Here is a 16,647-nt window from a genome sequence, read left to right on the forward strand (position 1 = left end):
CCCTCCCGGTCGGCGAGCGGCGAGGTGGGCACCCGCTCGTGCGCCGTGCTCACCGGCGGGCCTCCACCAGCCGGGGCATGTCGCGGGCCGCCTCGACCAGGAACCAGGCGGGCAGGACGGGGTTGCCGTCCTCGTCGGAGGCGATGACGCTCTGCGCGACCTCCACGGAGATCTCGGCGAGCTGCACGAGCAGCGACTTGGCTCGGTACGCGGTCTGCCGGCCGTTCGCGGAGGCGTGCTCCTTGCTGGCGGGCAGGTCCTTCACGAGGCGGCCCCGGAAGGACTCGGCGAGGTAGTACAGCAGGTCGCGGTCCTCGACGCGGTTCGGCCAGCGGGCCTCGCCCTTGATGATCGCCTCGATGCCGAACCGACTGCGGACGATCTTCACATAGCCGCAGAAGGCGACCGCGTGCGCGGGCGTCAGCGTGCCGTGCGCGATCACTTTGAGCGTCGGCTCGTCGAGGGTGGGGCCGAAGGAGCGCAGCGCGTCGGAGAGCATGTGCCAGGAGCGCGGGGTGGAGAACGGCTCCTCGGTCTTCGGCGGCCTGGACCACAGGTGGTCGGGCCGGTCGGTGAGATGGTCGAGCACCCACGGGTGGATGTCGTTGTTCGCCGCCCACACCAGCCAGTCCTTCGCCGAGGCCTCCAGGTGTACGTGCGTGAGACGGTTGACCAGCGCCGACGCGATCGGTCGCGCGAGCGCGTTGTCCGTCGAGCGGTTGCCCGCGCCGATCACGATCGAGCCCGCCGGCAGCTCGTAGTTGCCGATGCGGCGGTCGAGGATCAGCGAGTAGAAGGCCTTCTGGACGTCCGGGGTCGCCGCGTTGAGCTCGTCGAGGAACAGGCAGTACGGCTCGTCGCGGGCGATCGCCTCCGGCGGGCAGAACACCGAGCGGCCGTCCCGGATCTGCGGGACGCCGATCAGGTCCTCCGGCGCCAGCTGCGTACCCAGCAGGCTCACGCACTCCAGACCCAGCGACTCGGCGAACTCCCTCACCAGGGAGGACTTTCCGATGCCCGGGGCGCCCCAGATGAAGACCGGCCGCACGGTCGCGAGACCGAGCAGCAGCTCCGGTATGCGGGCGGGAGTGACGGTGACGGCTGCCTGCACGCAGCGGCTCCTGGAGGGTGTTCGAGGGGGACGCGCCGGTGCGCGATGTCCGATACGAACAGTGTGGGCGGTTCCGACCCCGGCCCGCAGCTCATTTTCCGGCGCCCTCCCGTACTCCCTCGTACCACCGGAGCCGCCTGTCCCACAGCGACCCGTGAGACGGTGCGACATGTCCGTGACCGGCCCTCATGGCCTGAATACGAGCTGGGCACATCCCTCAGCCGGTGACACCTTGGGCCTCTCGCCCGCCGGTGGACGAGGAGCGCGGCGGGGAGTCCGACAGGGGGTACCGGCCATGCGCATGATCTACACGGACCACGGTCCTTCACCGCTCGACTCGGGCAAGCCCGGCGCGGCCGACCGCGACTCCGCCCTCGGCTGGTGGGGCGCCTTCAGTATCGAGAAGTTCGCGAACGCGTCGTCGCTCAGCCGGACGCACGAGGACGCCGGCGGCTGGCTCGCCTATCTCGAACAGTTCCAGCCCAGGAACTTCTGGTTCCAGGACTCCGCCGTCCAGGTGTGGGCGTACGAGGAGGCGTTCGACAACTGGCAGGACCGCTTCGGCCTCGACGCCGTGACGGCGGTCTACCACTCGGGGCACGGCACGATGCGCGACAACGGGCAGTTCGTGGCGCCGCTCGGGGCCGCGTGGGACGGGCGCACCGACGCCGAGTCGCAGCGCATGGCGTTCGGCAACGAGCGGGTCAACTACGTCTTCTGGTCGACCTGTCTGTCGCTGCGCGTGCTCGACGGGCACTCGCCGGTCCGCACCTGGGCGTCGCCCAACCTGGGCTCCCGGATGATCTTCGGGTTCGAGACGACGAGCATCGACAACCCGGACTACGGCCGGTTCTTCTGGGAGAAGTGGCGGGCCGGGCAGACCTTCTGCGAGGCCTGGCTGAACGCCTCCTGGGACATCTACCACGGGCAGGCTCCGTCGGTGGCGACGACCGGGGCGACCCAGGCCGAGGCGGTCGCCCGGCTCGACTCGGAGCGCACCCTCTACCGCGACCACGTACCGGACTCCTGGTACGCCTGGCGCTGGTACAACGCCCGCGAGAGCCTGCGCGAGCAGCTCACCGTGTTCCCGCAGGAGCCGCGGACCGTCCAGCTCGTGCCGCGCGACCCGGGCGCCGAGCTGACCCGACTGGCCGAGCACATCGGGGACTTCCCCGCGGCGGCGCTCCAGGAGGTCCCGGTCGAGCAGCAGGGCGTGCTGAGTGTCAGCTCCGGGGACCGGTGTCTGTCGACGGCTCCCCGCGCGGCCCGCTGGGTGCGGCTCGGCGAGTCGAACCACCGCAACACCCGGCAGCTGGCCACCGCCGAAGCCGTCGAGCGGGCGCAGGAGTTCGCGCGGCGGCACGCGGACGGGGCCGAGCTGGTCGTGGACGGCGTGCACGACCTGTGGCAGAACTCCGGCGCGGGGGACGGCTCGCAGCTCGGCGAACCGGTCTCCGTGCAAACACATGTGACGTTCCGTCAACTGCTGGACGGGGTACCGGTGATCACGCCTGGCCGTGGTGAGATCCGGGTGGCGCTGGACAACGACGGCACGGTGGTGCAGGCACATCTGTCGACCCGGGAGTCCACGGGGTCCACCCGCACGCCGAGCTCCGTGGTCGCCCCGCCGTCCGGACAGGGCCGGCAGGCCGCCCGCGCGCCGCGCGCGCAGGATCCCGCGGACGGGCTGGCCGCGGCTCAGCGCCGGCTCGCCGCCGAACTCGCCGTGGCGGGCTCGGACGAGGAGCGCCCGGTGGCCGACGTCCAGCGGGAGCTGGAGATCCGGGACGTGCCGGGCACCCTGCGGGTCGGTTACGAGATCAAGGGCAACGAGGCGTTCCCGGCGGCCCGCAAACTGGTCGAGATCGGCCGCGCGGACAGCGAGTTCGTCACCCGCCGCTGGGTGGTCGCCCCGCTGGCCCGGTGAGCCGGGGCTCCTCCCGGGCCCCGACGGGACGGCGCGCCGTTCCTCCGTACAAGGGGGGACGGAGGAGCGGCCCGCCGTTCACAGGTGGTGGGCGGGAGCGGTCCGCCGTTCGTGGGGGTGCGCGGGGGCGGTCCGCCGTGTCCCGGCCGCGCGGTCAGGCGCTCTGCCGGTCGGGGTCGGCCCCGACGGGGACCTGGGGGCCGTCGTCCTCACGCAGCCACCGGCGCAGTACGCGGTGCACCTGCTCGGCCCCGACCAGCTCCTCCCCGGCATCCACGGGCGGCGAGAGACTGAGCGGCGACATCAGGAACGGGCGCCCCTGGGCTCCGCCGAGACCGCCGTGCGAACCGATCTGCTCCTCGAACGCGAGGACCTCGCCCTCCTCCGGGTCGTACCAGGAGTTGACCATGATGTCCGCGACGTGCGGGAACGAGTGCGTGCGGCGTACGGCGTCGGCGGCGCCCGGGCCGAAGTCCGCGAGCGGGCCCGGGTTCTCGTCCAGTTCGTCCAGGGGGATCTCGACGCCGTGCGCGCCGAGCACGAGGCCGCCGTGCTCCTCGCTGCGCACGAGCACGAATCCGATGCCGGGATGGTTGGCGAGTGTGGTCAGCAGGGCCGGGTGCCGGGCGTCGATCTCCTCGCGGCTCATCCGGTGCGGCACGTCCGGGAAGGACACCAGGCCCAAGTTGCCGGAGGCCAGCACGATGGGCTCCGAGTCGGCGGCGGCCGGCCGGTGCTGCCCGCCGCGCTCCTCGACGGGCCTGCGCAGCGCCGCCCGTACGGCGGTCCTGGCCTCGGCACCGCTGTGCGTGCGCCGGGCCTTGCGGGGTACGGGCAGCCCGCAGCCGGCCCGGACCAGCTCGCCGAGGCCGAGACCGTAGCGGGCGTGGAAGGTCTCGCCGGGGCTCTGGCCGTGGTCGGAGAGCAGCACGACACGGTACGCGCGCGGGGCATGCTCGGTGACCTGCGCGATCAGGGCCAGCGAGCGGTCCAGGCGCTGCAGGACCTTCTCCGCGTCCCGGCTGCGCGGACCGGAGTGGTGCGCCACCTCGTCGTACGCGACCAGGTCCGCGTAGACCGAGGCGCGTCCGGCGAACATGTCCCCGATCACCGCCGCGACGACGACGTCCCTCTCGATGACGGTCGCGAAGGCCCGGATGAACGGGTACAGGCCGCCGCGGCCGACGCGGGGGCGCTGCTTCCTGATCCGGGCCCGGGTGGACTCGCCGATCTCACGGCCGACGTCGGCGACGAAGGACAGCGCGGTGCGGACCGCGTTGGCCGGGTCGGAGAAGTACGCGAAGTAGCCCGCCCTGGAGCGGTTCTCCTTGCCCCGCCTGGCGGCCACGGAGAGCACCAGGGCGAGTTGTTCGGCTCCGCCGCTGAAGAGGTTGCCGCGGCTCGCGCCGTCCACGGTGAGCAGGCCGCCGTCACCGGTGTGCTCGATGGCCCGGCGCTGGAGTTCCGCGGCGCTGGTGGGCCGGTTGCAGACCACGATCTCCTGGGTGTCCTTCTCGTACCAGCGGAAGGCGGGGATGTCGTGGTTGGAGCCGTGCAGGATGCCGAGCTGGCTGGCGCCGGTCTGGCTGGACCAGTCGGTGCGCCAGGGGGCGAGCCGGTGGGTGGTGCGGGCTCCGGGACCGTCGCCGAGCCAGGCGGCCACGGTGGGCATCAGCCCGCGCCCGATCGCGTCCACGAGCACGTCGTGGCCGACTCCGTCGAGCTGGAGGAAGACCGTGCCGGGGGTCGTCAGGGCTCCGGGCGGCGGTCCCTGCCCGCGGCGGCGGTCGGACAGCCGGTACAGCCTGCGCCGGTACGCGTCGTCGTCCCGCACGGCCAGGGCGCCGCCGGTGGCCGAGGCGACCGCCGACATCACCGCGGCGACCACGACGGCGGTCTCCGGGGCGGCCTCGCTCTGTCCCGAGGGGTCCAGGCGCAGGGCCAGCAGCAGGAGCGAGCCGTTCAGGAAGAAGACCAGCACCCCGAGGACGAGGGCGGGGACGAGGAGCAGGGCCCGTACGAGGAGGGGCCACACGACGGAGGAGAGCACGCCGAACGCTCCGGCGCCCAGTGCGGCGGTGACGGCGATGCTGGTGGCGCTGTCACCGTCGGTCGACTGGAGTCTGAAGTCCGGCAGGATCCCGGCGAGCGCCAGCATGGTGACCGTGGACACCGCCCATACGGCGACGCTCCGCCAGAGCGCGCTCCCCACCCTCCGCCATCGTTCTTTACCCACGTCACGCCCGCCTCACATCCGCGCCCGCCCCCTTGCCGACGGACTCGGGCATACCTTCCCACACGCCCACGACGATCCCCGCCGACGTCCTCCGACAACGGCACGGGGCACTTCCAGGTCCACGGGGGAACGGCGCATTCCTCTAAGGGCGCGGGGAACGGCGCAATCTTTTTTGGGGGCGCGGGGAACGGCGCAATCTTTAGGGGCGCGGGGAACGGCGCGGCAAGCCCACCGACCGGCACCCACCCCAGACGGCACGCGGCCCGATCCCGCCTGCGGCCCACGCATCGCGCGGAGCGCTCACCGACCGTCGTACCCCGCCGTCGGCATCGACAGCCGACGATGGACACGCGCCTTCATCTGCGCGTCGTACGCGGGCTCCGCATGCCCGACCGTCTCCACGCGCACACCCCGCCGATCGCACTCGGCGGTGAACTCCTCGACCGAGGCGAGCGCCCGCTCCAGAACCCGGCGGCTGGGTGCGACGAACAGATCCACCAGGCCCGCCTCGGCGTCCTCCCAGAGCGCGCAGTGGTCGGGCCGCAGCCCCCGCAGGAGCAGTTCCCGGGTGACCACGTAGCCCCGCTCGGCCGCCCAGTGGGCACACATGGCGTGCTGGCTGCGCGAGTCCACCAGGAAGGGGTCCGCGTCCAGCTCCTCCAACGGCGTCAGACTGGCGATCGTCGTCACGCGCAGCATGCCGGAGGTACGGCGTGTGTCTCCCATGGTGTCCCCCTCACCTCCGGGTTTCGTCGCCGACCCTACTCCTGCACGTACGCTCGGGGGGAGTCGCGCGAAGGAGGCAAAGGAGTGCCGGTGGAGATCACTTGGTGGGGTCACGCCACCTGCACGGTCGAGGACTCGGGAGTGCGCGTGCTCACGGACCCGCTCTTCGCACGCCGGCTCGCGCATCTGCGCAGGCGCCGGGGGGCGCCACCCCCGGCCGAGGCGGCGGTGGCCGATGTGACGCTCGTCTCCCATCTGCACGCCGACCATCTGCACATCCCCTCGCTGGCCCGGCTCGATCCGGGCACCCGGCTGCTGGTGCCGCGCGGTGCCCGGCGCTCGGTGCCCGGACTGCGCAGGCTGGGCGGCCTGGAGATCACCGAGGTGGCACCCGGCGACCGGGTCCAGGTCGGTGACCTGGTCGTACGGGTCGTCTCCGCCCGGCACGACGGGCGGCGGCTGCCGGTCGGGCCACATCGCGCGCCCGCCCTCGGCTATGTCGTGGAGGGCGAGTCCCGGACGTACTTCGCCGGGGACACTGGGCTGTTCGAGTCGATGGCCGAGGAGGTCGGACCGGTCGACGTGGCGCTGCTGCCGGTCGGCGGCTGGGGGCCGTATCTGGGCGAGGAGCACCTGGACGCGGGCCGGGCGGCCGACGCGCTGGCCCTGTTGCGGCCCGCCAGTGCGGTGCCGGTGCACTACGGCACGTTCTGGCCGATCGGGATGGATGGCGTGCGCCCCCATGAGTTCCATGCACCGGGAGCCGAGTTCGTGCGCCTGGCCGCGGAGCGTGCGCCGGGCGTGACGGTGCACCATCTCGACCACGGCGAGAGTGTGCGACCCAAGATCTCTGGGTACCGGTCCTCCCCTGGGGACGCGCCGGCCGGTCGGGGCGACGACGAGCGGGAGGGCGGGGCCCGGTGAGACATGTGCTCGCCGTCGCGGTCACGAGCGTGCCGACGGAAGCCACCCAGCAGGCACTCGGCTATCCGTCGCTGTTCCTGCTGGTGCTGATCGGTGCGCTGGTGCCGGTGATTCCGACGGGTGCGCTGGTGAGTTCGGCGGCTGTGGTGGCCCTCCACCGGACGGCTCCCTTCTCGATGCTGATGGTCTTCGTGGTGGCGTCGCTGGCCGCGTTCCTCGGGGACATGGCGCTGTACTGGCTCGGGCGACGCGGTATGAAGTCGAAGAACGGCTCGCGCTGGCTCGCGGCGATCCGCAACCGGGCGCCCGAGGACCGGCTCGCCCAGGCCCAGACGAAGCTCGCCGACCACAACGTCGCAGTGCTGGTGCTGTCCCGGCTGGTCCCCGCGGGGCGTATCCCGGTGATGCTCGCCTGCCTGATGGCGAAGTGGCCGATGCGACGGTTCGCCCACGGGAACGCGCCGGCCTGTCTCGCGTGGGCCGCCACGTACCAGCTCATCGGGGTGCTCGGCGGCTCGTTGTTCGCGGAGCCCTGGGAGGGCGTGGTCGCGGCGGTACTCCTGACGATCGTCGTCAGCCTGACCCCCGCCCTGTGGCGCCGAGTCCGAACCGCCGCGACCCGCTAAGGGCGCGACGAACCGCACGCCCGGCCACGACGGACCCATCCCTCAGGGGCACGAGGAACCGCACGCCCAGCCACAACGCCCCCACCCCTCAGGGGCACGAGGAACCGCACGCCCAGCCACGACGGACCCGCACCAATCCCCCCCCACGGCAAGCCCCACCACCTCAGGGGCGCGGGGAACTGCGCAACCAACCACGACGCACCCGCAGCCCCGCTACGGCCCCGACACCCCCGCCCAGGGGCTTGGCTGTCGGCGCGCCGCACGCCGCCGGGGGGCCGACCGCGCAGCGGGCCCCCGGCGGGCCGGTCACGGCAGGACCCGGGACGCCCCCACCGCGAGGTCCCACAGGTCCTCCCGGGGCAGACCCGCCGCCTCCCAGGCCGCACGCACCCGCGAGAGCGGCTCCATCACGGGCTCGGCCGACAGGACGAACGTCGCCCAGTGCATGGGAGCCATCCGCCGCGCCCCCAGATCCCGCACCGCCCGCACCGCGTCATCCGGATCGCAGTGCACATCACTGAGCCACCACCGCGGCTCGTACGCGCCGATCGGCAGGAGCGCCAGGTCGATACCGGGATAACGGGCACCGATCCGGGAGAACCAGTGCCCGTACCCCGTGTCGCCCGCGAAGTACACGCGCCTGCCGTCGGGCGCGGTCAGCATCCAGCCGCCCCACAGCGTCCGGCAGGTGTCGTGGAGGCCGCGCCTGGACCAGTGGTGGGCCGGCACGAAGTCCAGGCGGACACCGCGGAGTTCGGCCGCCTCCCACCAGTCCAGCTCGGTCACCTGCGTGAAGCGGCGGCGCCGGAACCAGCGGCCGAGACCCGCCGGGACGAACACCGGGGTGTCGCGCGGGAGCCGGCGCAGGGTCGGTGCGTCCAGGTGGTCGTAGTGGTTGTGGCTGATGACGACCGCGTCCACGCGCGGCAGGGCGCTCCAGGGCACACCGACAGGGGTGATCCGGGCGGGAGTTCCGAGGATCTTGCGGGACCAGACCGGGTCGGTGAGCACCGTGAGGCCACCGATGCGGACCACCCAACTGGCGTGCCCCGCCCAGGAGACGGCGACCGTGCCGGCGTCCACGCGGGGCAACGGGCCCGGCTCGTACGGCAGTCGCGGAATGTCGGCCAGCCCCTCGGGCCCCGGCCGCAGCGCTCCCTCGCGGGCGAACCGCGCGAAGCCGCTGAGGCCCGGCAGCGGTGCGGTGAGCCGGTCGGCGAACGAGCCGGGCCAGACCCGCCGTTCACCGAGCGGACGCGGCCCGGCGAGCGGCGTTCCGGCATCGGGCACGGCACTCGCCGTGGTGGCCGGCGTCGCAGCCGTGGTCGTGGGGGTCGTCGTGGTGTTCGTGGCCGACTCGGACTGCTGCGTCATCGAGGGGACTCCCGTCGCCGAGCGTCGTCGTCATCGCGGAGACCGTCGAAGGTCGATCCCAGCAGACTCAACGTGCTTTCCACATGCGGCAATTCCAGAGGTTCCGGTGACATGAGAGACGCCATGCGCTCGTCGTCGGTTGTGCCGAGGAACGGCCCGGTGGCCAGCCGTACCCGCAGGGCGCCGAGGTCGTCGCCGAAGCGGTGGCCGCCGGGCGTCGGCATGCCCAGCCGGACGCTGAGGAAGTCCTCAAGTTCCTGTGCGTCGCCGACACCGAGCGCGCCGAGCGCGGACCGCAGCGGACCGAGGTCGGCGTACAGGTGGCGCCCCGCGCGAGGGGGCCGGACGAAGGCCCCCGCCTCGGTGAGGGCCCGGTGCGCGGCGGCGGCCACGCGCGCGTGCAGCCGTACGGACGCGTCGAGTCGGTGCGTGATCTCGTCGGGTTCGCCGAGTGCGTACGCGGCGGCCGAGGCGACCGGTGCGGCGATCCGGGCGTCGAGGGCGGTGAGGACGTCGAGGACACGGTCGCGCAGCAGGGTGCCGGTGTCGTTGCCGGGGAATCGGGCGATCGCGGCGGGCCAGCCGGCCGGGAGGAACGGGCCGGACAGGTCGGTCAGGACCGTGACCCGGTCCGGCAGCATCTCGGCGGGACCGATCAGCACGGTGTCGTGCGGCTCGTGCAGCGTGTCGCGCCAGGTCTCGTCGCTGACCACGTGCAGGCCCTCACCGGCGGCGGCCTCCATGGTCTCGTGGACCAGCTCGGGCGGCGCGACGGTCGCGGCGGGGTCGTCGGCGACGGACAGGACGAGCAGCCGCGGATCGCCGCCCTCGGCGCGCACCCGGCGCACGGTCTCCAGGAGGGCGTACGGATCAGGGACGCCGCCGCACTCGGCGGGTGTGCCCACGGGGAAGACGGACGCGCCCAGCAGACGGGCCTGCGGTGTCCACCAGGCCGCGCAGGGGCGGGGCACCAGCACGTCACCGCCGAGGGCCGCGGTCAGCGCGAGGAGCAAGGTGGGAGCGCCGGGTGCCGCGACGGTCCGGTCGCGGTCGGCGGACAGGCCGCGCCGGGTCCAGTAGCCGCGGGCGGCGTCCAGAAGCGCGGGGCCCCCGCCGGCCGGTTCGGTGCGGGTGCCCGTGGCGGCGGCGACGAGGCCGGGTGGCGGCGGCAGGCCGTGGCCCGGGAGGGGTGGGCCGTAACGGACGGGTCCGTGCCCTGCCGGATCGGTGCGCCGCATCTGTGTACCTCCGCGCAGTGCTCCCTGGACCCGTCGGTCCGATTCCCACGGTGCCGGTCGTGCTCCTGGGGTGCCGGTACCCGGTGATCCGCTTCGCCGACTCAGGCGTTCCGGGACGGTTCCCGGTGGCGCAGCTTGTGGACGGCGGCGCCGAGCGCGCCCGCGATGAGGACACCGCCGGACACCAGGGCGAGTGTGGAGTCGTTGAAGGTGCCGCCCTGACCTGCGTGGACCCCGTGCCGGCCGTCCACCCCGCGGGAGCCGTCGCGTGAGCCGTTGTGGGAGCCGTCGAGGGACACGGTGAAGGAGGCGCTCCACTTCTTTCCCTCGGCGCCGGGCGCCGCCGGGCAGACACCGTCGACCCGCCACTCGGAGGGATCACGGGCGCCGTCCGGGCCGCCCTCCTCGAAGTCCGCGGCGGGCGAGATACGGGCGGTGCCGCTGTAGGTGACACCGCCGCGCGATTCGTCCTTGCCCGCCCGGTCGTCCCGGCCCCCCAGCTCGTCGACGCCCGCCGGGTCGTCCATCCCCGCCGGACCCTCGACGCCTGCCGGATCGTCGACGTCTGCCGGATCCTCCGTGCCTGCCGCGTCCTCGTCCTCCGTGCCCAGCGGGTCGTCCATGCCCGCCGGATCCTCGACACCCACGGGGTCGTCCGTGCCCGCCGGGTCGTCCATGCCCGCGGGGTCGTCGGCACCCGCGGGGTCCTCCTGCCGGCCGGTCCTGTGGCCGGTCCTGTGCAGTCGCACGGTGCCGTGCTCGAAGGCCTCGGAGGTGGCGTCCATGGACTCGGGCGGGTGCCCGCCGGTGGATCCGCAGGTGACGGAGACGGTGACGGTGCCGCCGGGGGCCACCGTGCGCGGGCTGACCTCGGCCCCCGAGTTCGCGGTCGCGGCCGTGGTGGCGGTGCCGAGTACGAGGGTGGTGAAAGCGGTGGCGGACAGTGCGCGAGCGGTACGGCTCAGCGGCATGGGGCTCGGTCTCCTTCGGCCGTCGGCTGGGGACCCCCACGCCCGGCTGCGGCGACGGAGGCGGAGCACGACCGGCATGCCCCGCAGTCCATCAGAGCCCGCCGCCGCCCGGGGCGCGCGCGGCCGGGCACCATTCGTGCCACGCCGACGCCCGAGCGGGTGACCCGGCGCGCATCCGTGCCGTCAGCGGCGAGACTGCGCAGATGTCACGCGACGTCCTGCATGACCTGGTCGCGCAGCCGGTTGCAGCAGCGGCTGATCAGCCGGGAGACGTGCATCTGGGAGATTCCGAGCTGTTCGGCTATGGAGCTCTGGGTCATGTCACCGAAGAACCGCATGTAGAGGATCGCCCGCTCGCGTTCGGACAGGGCCTCCAGACGGGGCTTGACCGACTCGCGGTCGATCACGATGTCGAGGGCCGGGTCGGCGAAGCCCAGTGCGTCGCTCAGGGAGTAGCCGTCCTCGCTGCCCGGCAGTTCGGCGTCCAGCGACAGCGCCGTGAAACTCTCCAGGGCCTCAAGACCGGCGCGTACCTCGTCCTCGCTCATCTGCGCGTGCGCGGCGATCTCGGCGACCGTGGGCTCCCGGCCGGGGATGGTCTGGGACAGGTCCTGACGCGCGAAGCGGACACGGTTGCGCAGGTCCTGGACCCGGCGCGGTACGTGCAGGGTCCACATGTGGTCGCGGAAGTGCCGCTTGATCTCACCGGTGACGGTCGGCACGGCGTAGCTCTCGAAGGCGTTGCCGCGCTCGGGGTCGTAGCGGTCGACGGCCTTGACCAGGCCGAGCGCCGCGACCTGCCGCAGATCGTCGAAGCTCTCACCGCGGCTGCGGAACCGGCCGGCCAGCCGCTCCGCCATGGGCAGCCAGGCTTCGATGATCTGGTCGCGGAGGGTGTCGCGCGGCGGACCCGGGGGCAACGAAGCGAGCCTGCGGAAGTCCTCCGCGGTGTCGGGGGCGTCGTCGTGCGGGTGGTGCCTTGCGCTCGCGTGAGTTCGCATGATGCGTGCAACTCCCTTGAGGGTGCTCAGGTTGGACGGTCAACCGTGAGAGCGCACCCTGGAACCGGACGGGCACACCCGTGGGGCGAGGACACAACTCCCACGGACGTGCCTCCTGTCCGAAGCACTGAACGTCGCCTGCCCCGCGCATCACGGAGCAAACACGGAGTCCCGGACCCGGAACCCAAAAAGATTGCGCCGTTCCCCGCGCCCCCGAGAAGGGGCGCGGGGAACGGCGCAATCGGTTAGGGGCGCGGGGAACGGCGCAGGCGCAAGCGCTAACGTGACCGTTCGACCCGCCGCTCGTCCCAGACCGGCTCCGCCGTCTCCCGCACCCGCCCATCGCTGCCGAACACCAGATAGCGATCGAACGCGCGAGCGAACCACCGGTCGTGGGTGACGGCCAGCACCGTCCCCTGATAGGCCTCAAGACCCTCCTGAAGGGCCTCCGCCGACTCCAGGTCGAGGTTGTCCGTCGGCTCGTCGAGGAGCAGGGCCGTGGACCCCTCCAGTTCGAGCAGGAGGATCTGGAAGCGGGCCTGCTGGCCGCCCGACAGCCGGTCGAACCGCTGCTCCGCCTGCGCCGTCAGCTCGTACCGCCGCAGCCTCGACATCGCGGCCCCGCGGTCCTGGGCGTGCTCGGTCCACAGGATGTCGAGCAGGGGACGCCCCACCAGCTCGGGGTGCGCGTGGGTCTGCGCGAAGTGACCGGCCACGACCCGCGCGCCGAGCTTCCACTCCCCCGTGTGCGCCACCTCGCCGCCCGCCAGCAGCCGCAGGAAGTGCGACTTGCCCGACCCGTTCGAGCCGAGCACGGCGACCCGCTCGCCGTAGAAGACCTCAAGGTCGAAAGGTTTCATCAGCCCGGTCAGTTCGAGCCCCTTGCAGGTCACGGCCCGTACGCCGGTGCGTCCGCCGTGCAGGCGCATCGTGATGTCCTGCTCGCGCGGCGGCTCCGGCGGCGGGCCGGCCTCCTCGAACTTGCGCAGCCTGGTCTGCGCGGCCTGGTACCGCGAGGCCAGCTCATGGCTGATGGAGGCCGCCTGGCGCAGACTGAGCACCAGCTTCTTCAGCTGGGCGTGCTTCTCGTCCCAGCGCCGCCGCAGCTCCTCGAAGCGCGCGAAACGCTCACGACGGGCCTCGTGGTACGTGGCGAAGCCGCCGCCGTGCACCCAGGCGTCGGCGCCGGCCGGACCGGGCTCCACGCTGACGATCTTCTCGGCGGAGCGGGCGAGCAGTTCCCGGTCGTGGGAGACGAACAGGACCGTCTTGCGGGTCTCCCGCAGCTTCTCCTCCAGCCAGCGCTTGCCGGGGACGTCGAGGTAGTTGTCCGGTTCGTCGAGGAGCAGCACCTCGTCGGAGCCGCGCAGCAGCGCTTCGAGGACGAGCCGCTTCTGCTCACCGCCCGAAAGGGTCCGTACCTCGCGGAACTGCGCCTTGTCGTACGGCACGCCGAGCGCGGCGGTGGTGCAGATGTCCCAGAGCGTCTCGGCCTCGTACCCCTGGGCCTCGGCCCAGTCCGAGAGTGCCTGCGCGTACTGCATCTGCGCGGCCTCGTCGTCGACGGTCATGATGCCGTGCTCGGCGCGGTCCACGGCCCCGGCGGCCTCGCGGATCCGGGGCTGGGCCACCGACACGAGCAGGTCGCGCACGGTCGTCTCGTCCCGTACGGAGCCCACGAACTGGCGCATCACCCCGAGTCCGCCGCTCACCGTGACCGTACCGCCGTGCGGTTTCAGTTCGCCCGAGATCAGCCGCAGCAGTGTCGTCTTGCCGGCGCCGTTGGGCCCCACGAGCGCCACCACGGACCCTTCGCCCACCCGGAACGAGACGTCGCCGAGCAGCGCCCTCCCGTCGGGAAGGTAGTACTCCAGGTGCGCGGCTTCGAGATGTCCCATGGTCGGGCATTGTCCGGGGCGGACGGGCGACGGGGCAAACCGATATGCGCGCCGGGGGCCCGCCGGGGTAGACGATGGGGCATGACCGTTGAAGTAGACCTCACCGCCACGGGAGCCGGCCATGACCTGCTCAAGCGACTGATGGCCCTGGACCTCCGCCTCTTCGAGGCGGTCGCGACCCGGCACTGGCCGGGCGCCGACCCGCTGCTGCCGAAGCTGAGCCGCAGCGCGAACCACGGGGTGCTGTGGTTCGGCGCGGCGGCGGCCCTCGCGGCGACCCGCTCGCCCCGGGCACGCCGCGCGGCCGTCCGCGGTATCGCCTCGCTGGCCCTGGCCTCGGCCACGATCAACACGGTGGGCAAGCGCTCGGTGCGCCGGCCGCGCCCCCGGCTGGACGCCGTGCCGGCGATGCGGCAGCTGAAGCGGCAGCCGATCACCACCTCCTTCCCCTCGGGCCACTCGGCGTCGGCGGCTGCCTTCGCGACGGGCGTCGCCCTGGAGTCCCGTTCGCTCGGCGCGGTGGTGGCCCCGGTGGCCGCCGCGGTGGCCCTGTCCCGTATCTACACGGGTGCTCACTTCCCGAGCGACGTGCTCGCCGGTGCAGCGTTCGGAGTGGGCACCGCCTTCGTCGCACGCGCCCTGGTGCCGACGCGTGACCAGCTGCCGCCCCCGGGCCGGCCGCGCGCGGACGTGCCCGCGCTGCAGGACGGGGAGGGCCTGGTGCTCGTGGTCAACACGTCGGCGGGCACCGCGGACCGTATGCGCGCCATCGGGGACGCCCTGCCGCTCGCCGAGGTCGTGGAGTGCGAACCCGTCCATCTGCGGGCCGAGTTGGAGAAGGCGGCGGCCCGCGCCGAGGTGCTGGGGGTGTGCGGCGGCGACGGCTCGATCAACGCGGCGGCCACGGTGGCCCTGCGCCACGGCCTGCCGCTCGCCGTGCTGCCCGGCGGCACGCTCAACCACTTCACGAAGGACCTGGGCGTGGAGGACGTACGCGGCCTGGGCCGCGCCCTGACGGAGGGCGACGCGGTACGGGTGGACGTCGGCCGGTACTCCGCCGGTGACCAGGAGGGGTACTTCCTCAACAACTGCAGCCTGGGCGTCTATCCGGAGCTGGTGCGCGAGCGGGACCACTGGTCGAAGCGGATCGGCGGCTGGCCGGCCGGAGTGGTCGCCACCCTGCGCGTCGTGCGCGCGGGCCGGCATCCGCTGCGGGCCGAGTTCGACGGCAAGGAGCGGCCGCTGTGGCTGCTGTTCGCCGGGAACGGCACCTACCACCGGATGGGGCCGATCCCGGCCCGCCGCTTCGACCTCGCGGACGGCCTCCTCGACGTGCGGGTCGTGCACGGTGGCCGCTTCCCGGCCGTACGCCTCCTGGCCGCGGCCGTGGCCGGACCGCTGACCAAGTCGCCCGTGCACGCGGCGCTGCGGGTCGGCGGCCTTCGCGTGCAGGGCGTCGAACCGGGCACGCTGCTGGCCTTCGACGGCGAAGTCACGCCCGTGGAGGGTGATGTGACGATCCAGAAGCTCCCGGAGGCACTGACGGTCTACCGTCCGAGCGGCCCTCGCTGACCAGCCGTCAGTCCGTATCGTGATACACGGGTCTCATAATTCGACATGGCGGCGTAGCTTGACAGGTATTCCCGTACGAGTGAACGGATGCCGCCATGCCGAAGGAGACCGCCGTGTACACGCACGGCCACCACGAGTCCGTGCTGCGCTCGCACACCTGGCGCACGGCCGCCAACTCGGCGGCCTACCTCCTCGGTTCGCTCAAGCCCCACATGCGGATCCTGGACATCGGCTGCGGGCCCGGCACCATCACCGCGGATCTGGCCGAACTGGTGCCGCAGGGGCACGTCACCGGCGTCGACCACGCGCCGGGCATCCTGGACCAGGCGCGGGCCACGGCGGCCGAACGGGGCCTGGAGAACGTCGACTTCGCCGTGGCGGACGTCCACGCGCTGGAGTATCCGGACGACACCTTCTGCGTCGTCCACGCGCATCAGGTGCTGCAGCACGTGGGTGACCCGGTGCAGGCGCTGCGGGAGATGTACCGGGTGACCGCGCCGGGGGGCTTCGTGGCCGTCCGGGACTCGGACTACGCGGCGATGACCTGGTATCCGCGGTCCCCGGGCATGGACGACTGGCTCGACCTGTACCGGCGGGTGGCCCGTGCCAACGGGGGTGAACCGGATGCCGGGCGGCGCCTCAAGTCCTGGGCGCTGGCGGCCGGCTTCGACGACATCACCGCTTCGGCCGGCACGTGGTGCTACTCCACGGCGGAGGAACGTGCCTGGTGGAGCGGGCTGTGGGCGGACCGTACGGTCGCGTCCGCGTACGCCCGTCTCGCGACGGAGGGGGGTCACGCGGGCGTGGAGCGCCTGCACGCGATCGCCGCTGCGTGGCGGGAGTGGGGACGCCAGGAGGACGCCTGGTTCGCCGTCCTCCACGGCGAACTCCTGTGCCGCAAGCCGACGCCCTGAACCGGCGGGGCCGTCCGCGCCGTTCCCCGCGCCCCTATTGGCGAAAAGCAGGGGCGCAGCCCCGCTTTTCAGGGGCGCGGGGAACGGCGCAGTCTTTTGTCTTTTTGGGGGCGCGGGGAACGGCGCAAT

General features: G+C 72.9%; 12 protein-coding genes and 1 pseudogene. 5 read left to right on the forward strand and 8 right to left on the reverse strand.

Going from position 1 to position 16,647, the window contains the following annotated elements; all coding sequences use genetic code 11:
• Nucleotides 1-49: 49 nt before the first annotated feature.
• Nucleotides 50-1,111, reverse strand: a complete 1,062-nt coding sequence (locus OHS59_RS09785; RefSeq protein ID WP_328492991.1) for an ATP-binding protein — start codon at nucleotides 1,109-1,111, stop codon at nucleotides 50-52.
• 295 nt (nucleotides 1,112-1,406) lie between these two features.
• On the opposite strand from OHS59_RS09785, the gene OHS59_RS09790 reads away from it, so the two are divergent.
• The gene (locus tag OHS59_RS09790) at nucleotides 1,407-3,038 is read left to right on the forward strand and encodes a DUF6345 domain-containing protein (RefSeq protein WP_328492992.1); all 1,632 of its coding nucleotides are present in this window, start codon (nucleotides 1,407-1,409) and stop codon (nucleotides 3,036-3,038) included.
• A gap of 154 nt (nucleotides 3,039-3,192) precedes the next feature.
• On the opposite strand, the gene OHS59_RS09795 is transcribed toward OHS59_RS09790, so the two are convergent.
• Together OHS59_RS09795 and OHS59_RS09800 are read right to left on the reverse strand one after the other, a co-directional pair.
• Complete coding sequence (locus tag OHS59_RS09795; protein WP_443061412.1) at nucleotides 3,193-5,274, reverse strand: alkaline phosphatase family protein; 2,082 nt, start codon at nucleotides 5,272-5,274, stop codon at nucleotides 3,193-3,195.
• 300 nt (nucleotides 5,275-5,574) lie between these two features.
• Nucleotides 5,575-6,000 (reverse strand): hypothetical protein, encoded by a 426-nt coding sequence (locus tag OHS59_RS09800; RefSeq protein WP_328492994.1) that lies wholly within the window; start codon nucleotides 5,998-6,000, stop codon nucleotides 5,575-5,577.
• Between the two features lie 84 nt (nucleotides 6,001-6,084).
• Here OHS59_RS09800 and OHS59_RS09805 point away from each other — a divergent pair.
• Nucleotides 6,085-6,852, forward strand: a pseudogene (locus OHS59_RS09805) (MBL fold metallo-hydrolase); the annotation flags it as partial.
• Between the two features lie 68 nt (nucleotides 6,853-6,920).
• The gene (locus OHS59_RS09810) at nucleotides 6,921-7,550 is read left to right on the forward strand and encodes a DedA family protein (protein WP_328492996.1); all 630 of its coding nucleotides are present in this window, start codon (nucleotides 6,921-6,923) and stop codon (nucleotides 7,548-7,550) included.
• 306 nt (nucleotides 7,551-7,856) lie between these two features.
• Here the strand turns inward: OHS59_RS09810 and OHS59_RS09815 are convergent, their stop codons facing one another.
• From OHS59_RS09815 to OHS59_RS09835, 5 genes are all read right to left on the reverse strand, one after another.
• Nucleotides 7,857-8,924 carry an MBL fold metallo-hydrolase gene (locus OHS59_RS09815; RefSeq protein ID WP_328492997.1) on the reverse strand — a complete coding sequence of 356 codons (1,068 nt, stop codon included), beginning with the start codon at nucleotides 8,922-8,924 and terminating at the stop codon, nucleotides 7,857-7,859.
• Nucleotides 8,921-10,162 carry an aminotransferase class I/II-fold pyridoxal phosphate-dependent enzyme gene (locus tag OHS59_RS09820; protein ID WP_328492998.1) on the reverse strand — a complete coding sequence of 414 codons (1,242 nt, stop codon included), beginning with the start codon at nucleotides 10,160-10,162 and terminating at the stop codon, nucleotides 8,921-8,923. Before OHS59_RS09820 ends, OHS59_RS09815 begins: the two co-directional genes overlap by 4 nt.
• Nucleotides 10,163-10,263: 101 nt before the next feature.
• Nucleotides 10,264-11,133: a hypothetical protein gene (locus OHS59_RS09825; protein ID WP_328492999.1), complete on the reverse strand. Its 870-nt coding sequence runs from the start codon at nucleotides 11,131-11,133 to the stop codon at nucleotides 10,264-10,266.
• 206 nt (nucleotides 11,134-11,339) lie between these two features.
• Nucleotides 11,340-12,134 (reverse strand): RNA polymerase sigma factor SigF, encoded by a 795-nt coding sequence (locus OHS59_RS09830; protein WP_328493000.1) that lies wholly within the window; start codon nucleotides 12,132-12,134, stop codon nucleotides 11,340-11,342.
• A 278-nt stretch (nucleotides 12,135-12,412) separates the two neighbouring features.
• Nucleotides 12,413-14,032 (reverse strand): ABC-F family ATP-binding cassette domain-containing protein, encoded by a 1,620-nt coding sequence (locus OHS59_RS09835; RefSeq protein WP_328493001.1) that lies wholly within the window; start codon nucleotides 14,030-14,032, stop codon nucleotides 12,413-12,415.
• 81 nt (nucleotides 14,033-14,113) lie between these two features.
• Here OHS59_RS09835 and OHS59_RS09840 point away from each other — a divergent pair, with 81 nt between their 5' ends.
• Both OHS59_RS09840 and OHS59_RS09845 read left to right on the forward strand, forming a co-directional pair.
• On the forward strand, nucleotides 14,114-15,604 hold the full coding sequence (locus OHS59_RS09840) for a bifunctional phosphatase PAP2/diacylglycerol kinase family protein (RefSeq protein WP_328493002.1): 1,491 nt from the start codon (nucleotides 14,114-14,116) through the stop codon (nucleotides 15,602-15,604).
• A gap of 95 nt (nucleotides 15,605-15,699) precedes the next feature.
• Nucleotides 15,700-16,518 carry a class I SAM-dependent methyltransferase gene (locus OHS59_RS09845; RefSeq protein WP_328493003.1) on the forward strand — a complete coding sequence of 273 codons (819 nt, stop codon included), beginning with the start codon at nucleotides 15,700-15,702 and terminating at the stop codon, nucleotides 16,516-16,518.
• Nucleotides 16,519-16,647 lie beyond the last annotated feature (129 nt).

This window comes from Streptomyces sp. NBC_00414 (assembly GCF_036038375.1).
Classification (GTDB): domain Bacteria; phylum Actinomycetota; class Actinomycetes; order Streptomycetales; family Streptomycetaceae; genus Streptomyces.

What these genes read in the sequence shown, in the direction of transcription:
- OHS59_RS09790 (WP_328492992.1), top strand. Translation starts at nt 1,407, where the DNA reads ATGCGCATGATCTACACGGACCACGGTCCTTCACCGCTCGACTCGGGC.
- OHS59_RS09800 (WP_328492994.1), bottom strand. Translation starts at nt 6,000, where the DNA reads ATGGGAGACACACGCCGTACCTCCGGCATGCTGCGCGTGACGACGATC.
- OHS59_RS09815 (WP_328492997.1), bottom strand. Translation starts at nt 8,924, where the DNA reads ATGACGCAGCAGTCCGAGTCGGCCACGAACACCACGACGACCCCCACG.
- OHS59_RS09820 (WP_328492998.1), bottom strand. Translation starts at nt 10,162, where the DNA reads ATGCGGCGCACCGATCCGGCAGGGCACGGACCCGTCCGTTACGGCCCA.
- OHS59_RS09825 (WP_328492999.1), bottom strand. Translation starts at nt 11,133, where the DNA reads ATGCCGCTGAGCCGTACCGCTCGCGCACTGTCCGCCACCGCTTTCACC.
- OHS59_RS09830 (WP_328493000.1), bottom strand. Translation starts at nt 12,134, where the DNA reads ATGCGAACTCACGCGAGCGCAAGGCACCACCCGCACGACGACGCCCCC.
- OHS59_RS09835 (WP_328493001.1), bottom strand. Translation starts at nt 14,032, where the DNA reads ATGGGACATCTCGAAGCCGCGCACCTGGAGTACTACCTTCCCGACGGG.
- OHS59_RS09840 (WP_328493002.1), top strand. Translation starts at nt 14,114, where the DNA reads ATGACCGTTGAAGTAGACCTCACCGCCACGGGAGCCGGCCATGACCTG.
- OHS59_RS09845 (WP_328493003.1), top strand. Translation starts at nt 15,700, where the DNA reads ATGCCGAAGGAGACCGCCGTGTACACGCACGGCCACCACGAGTCCGTG.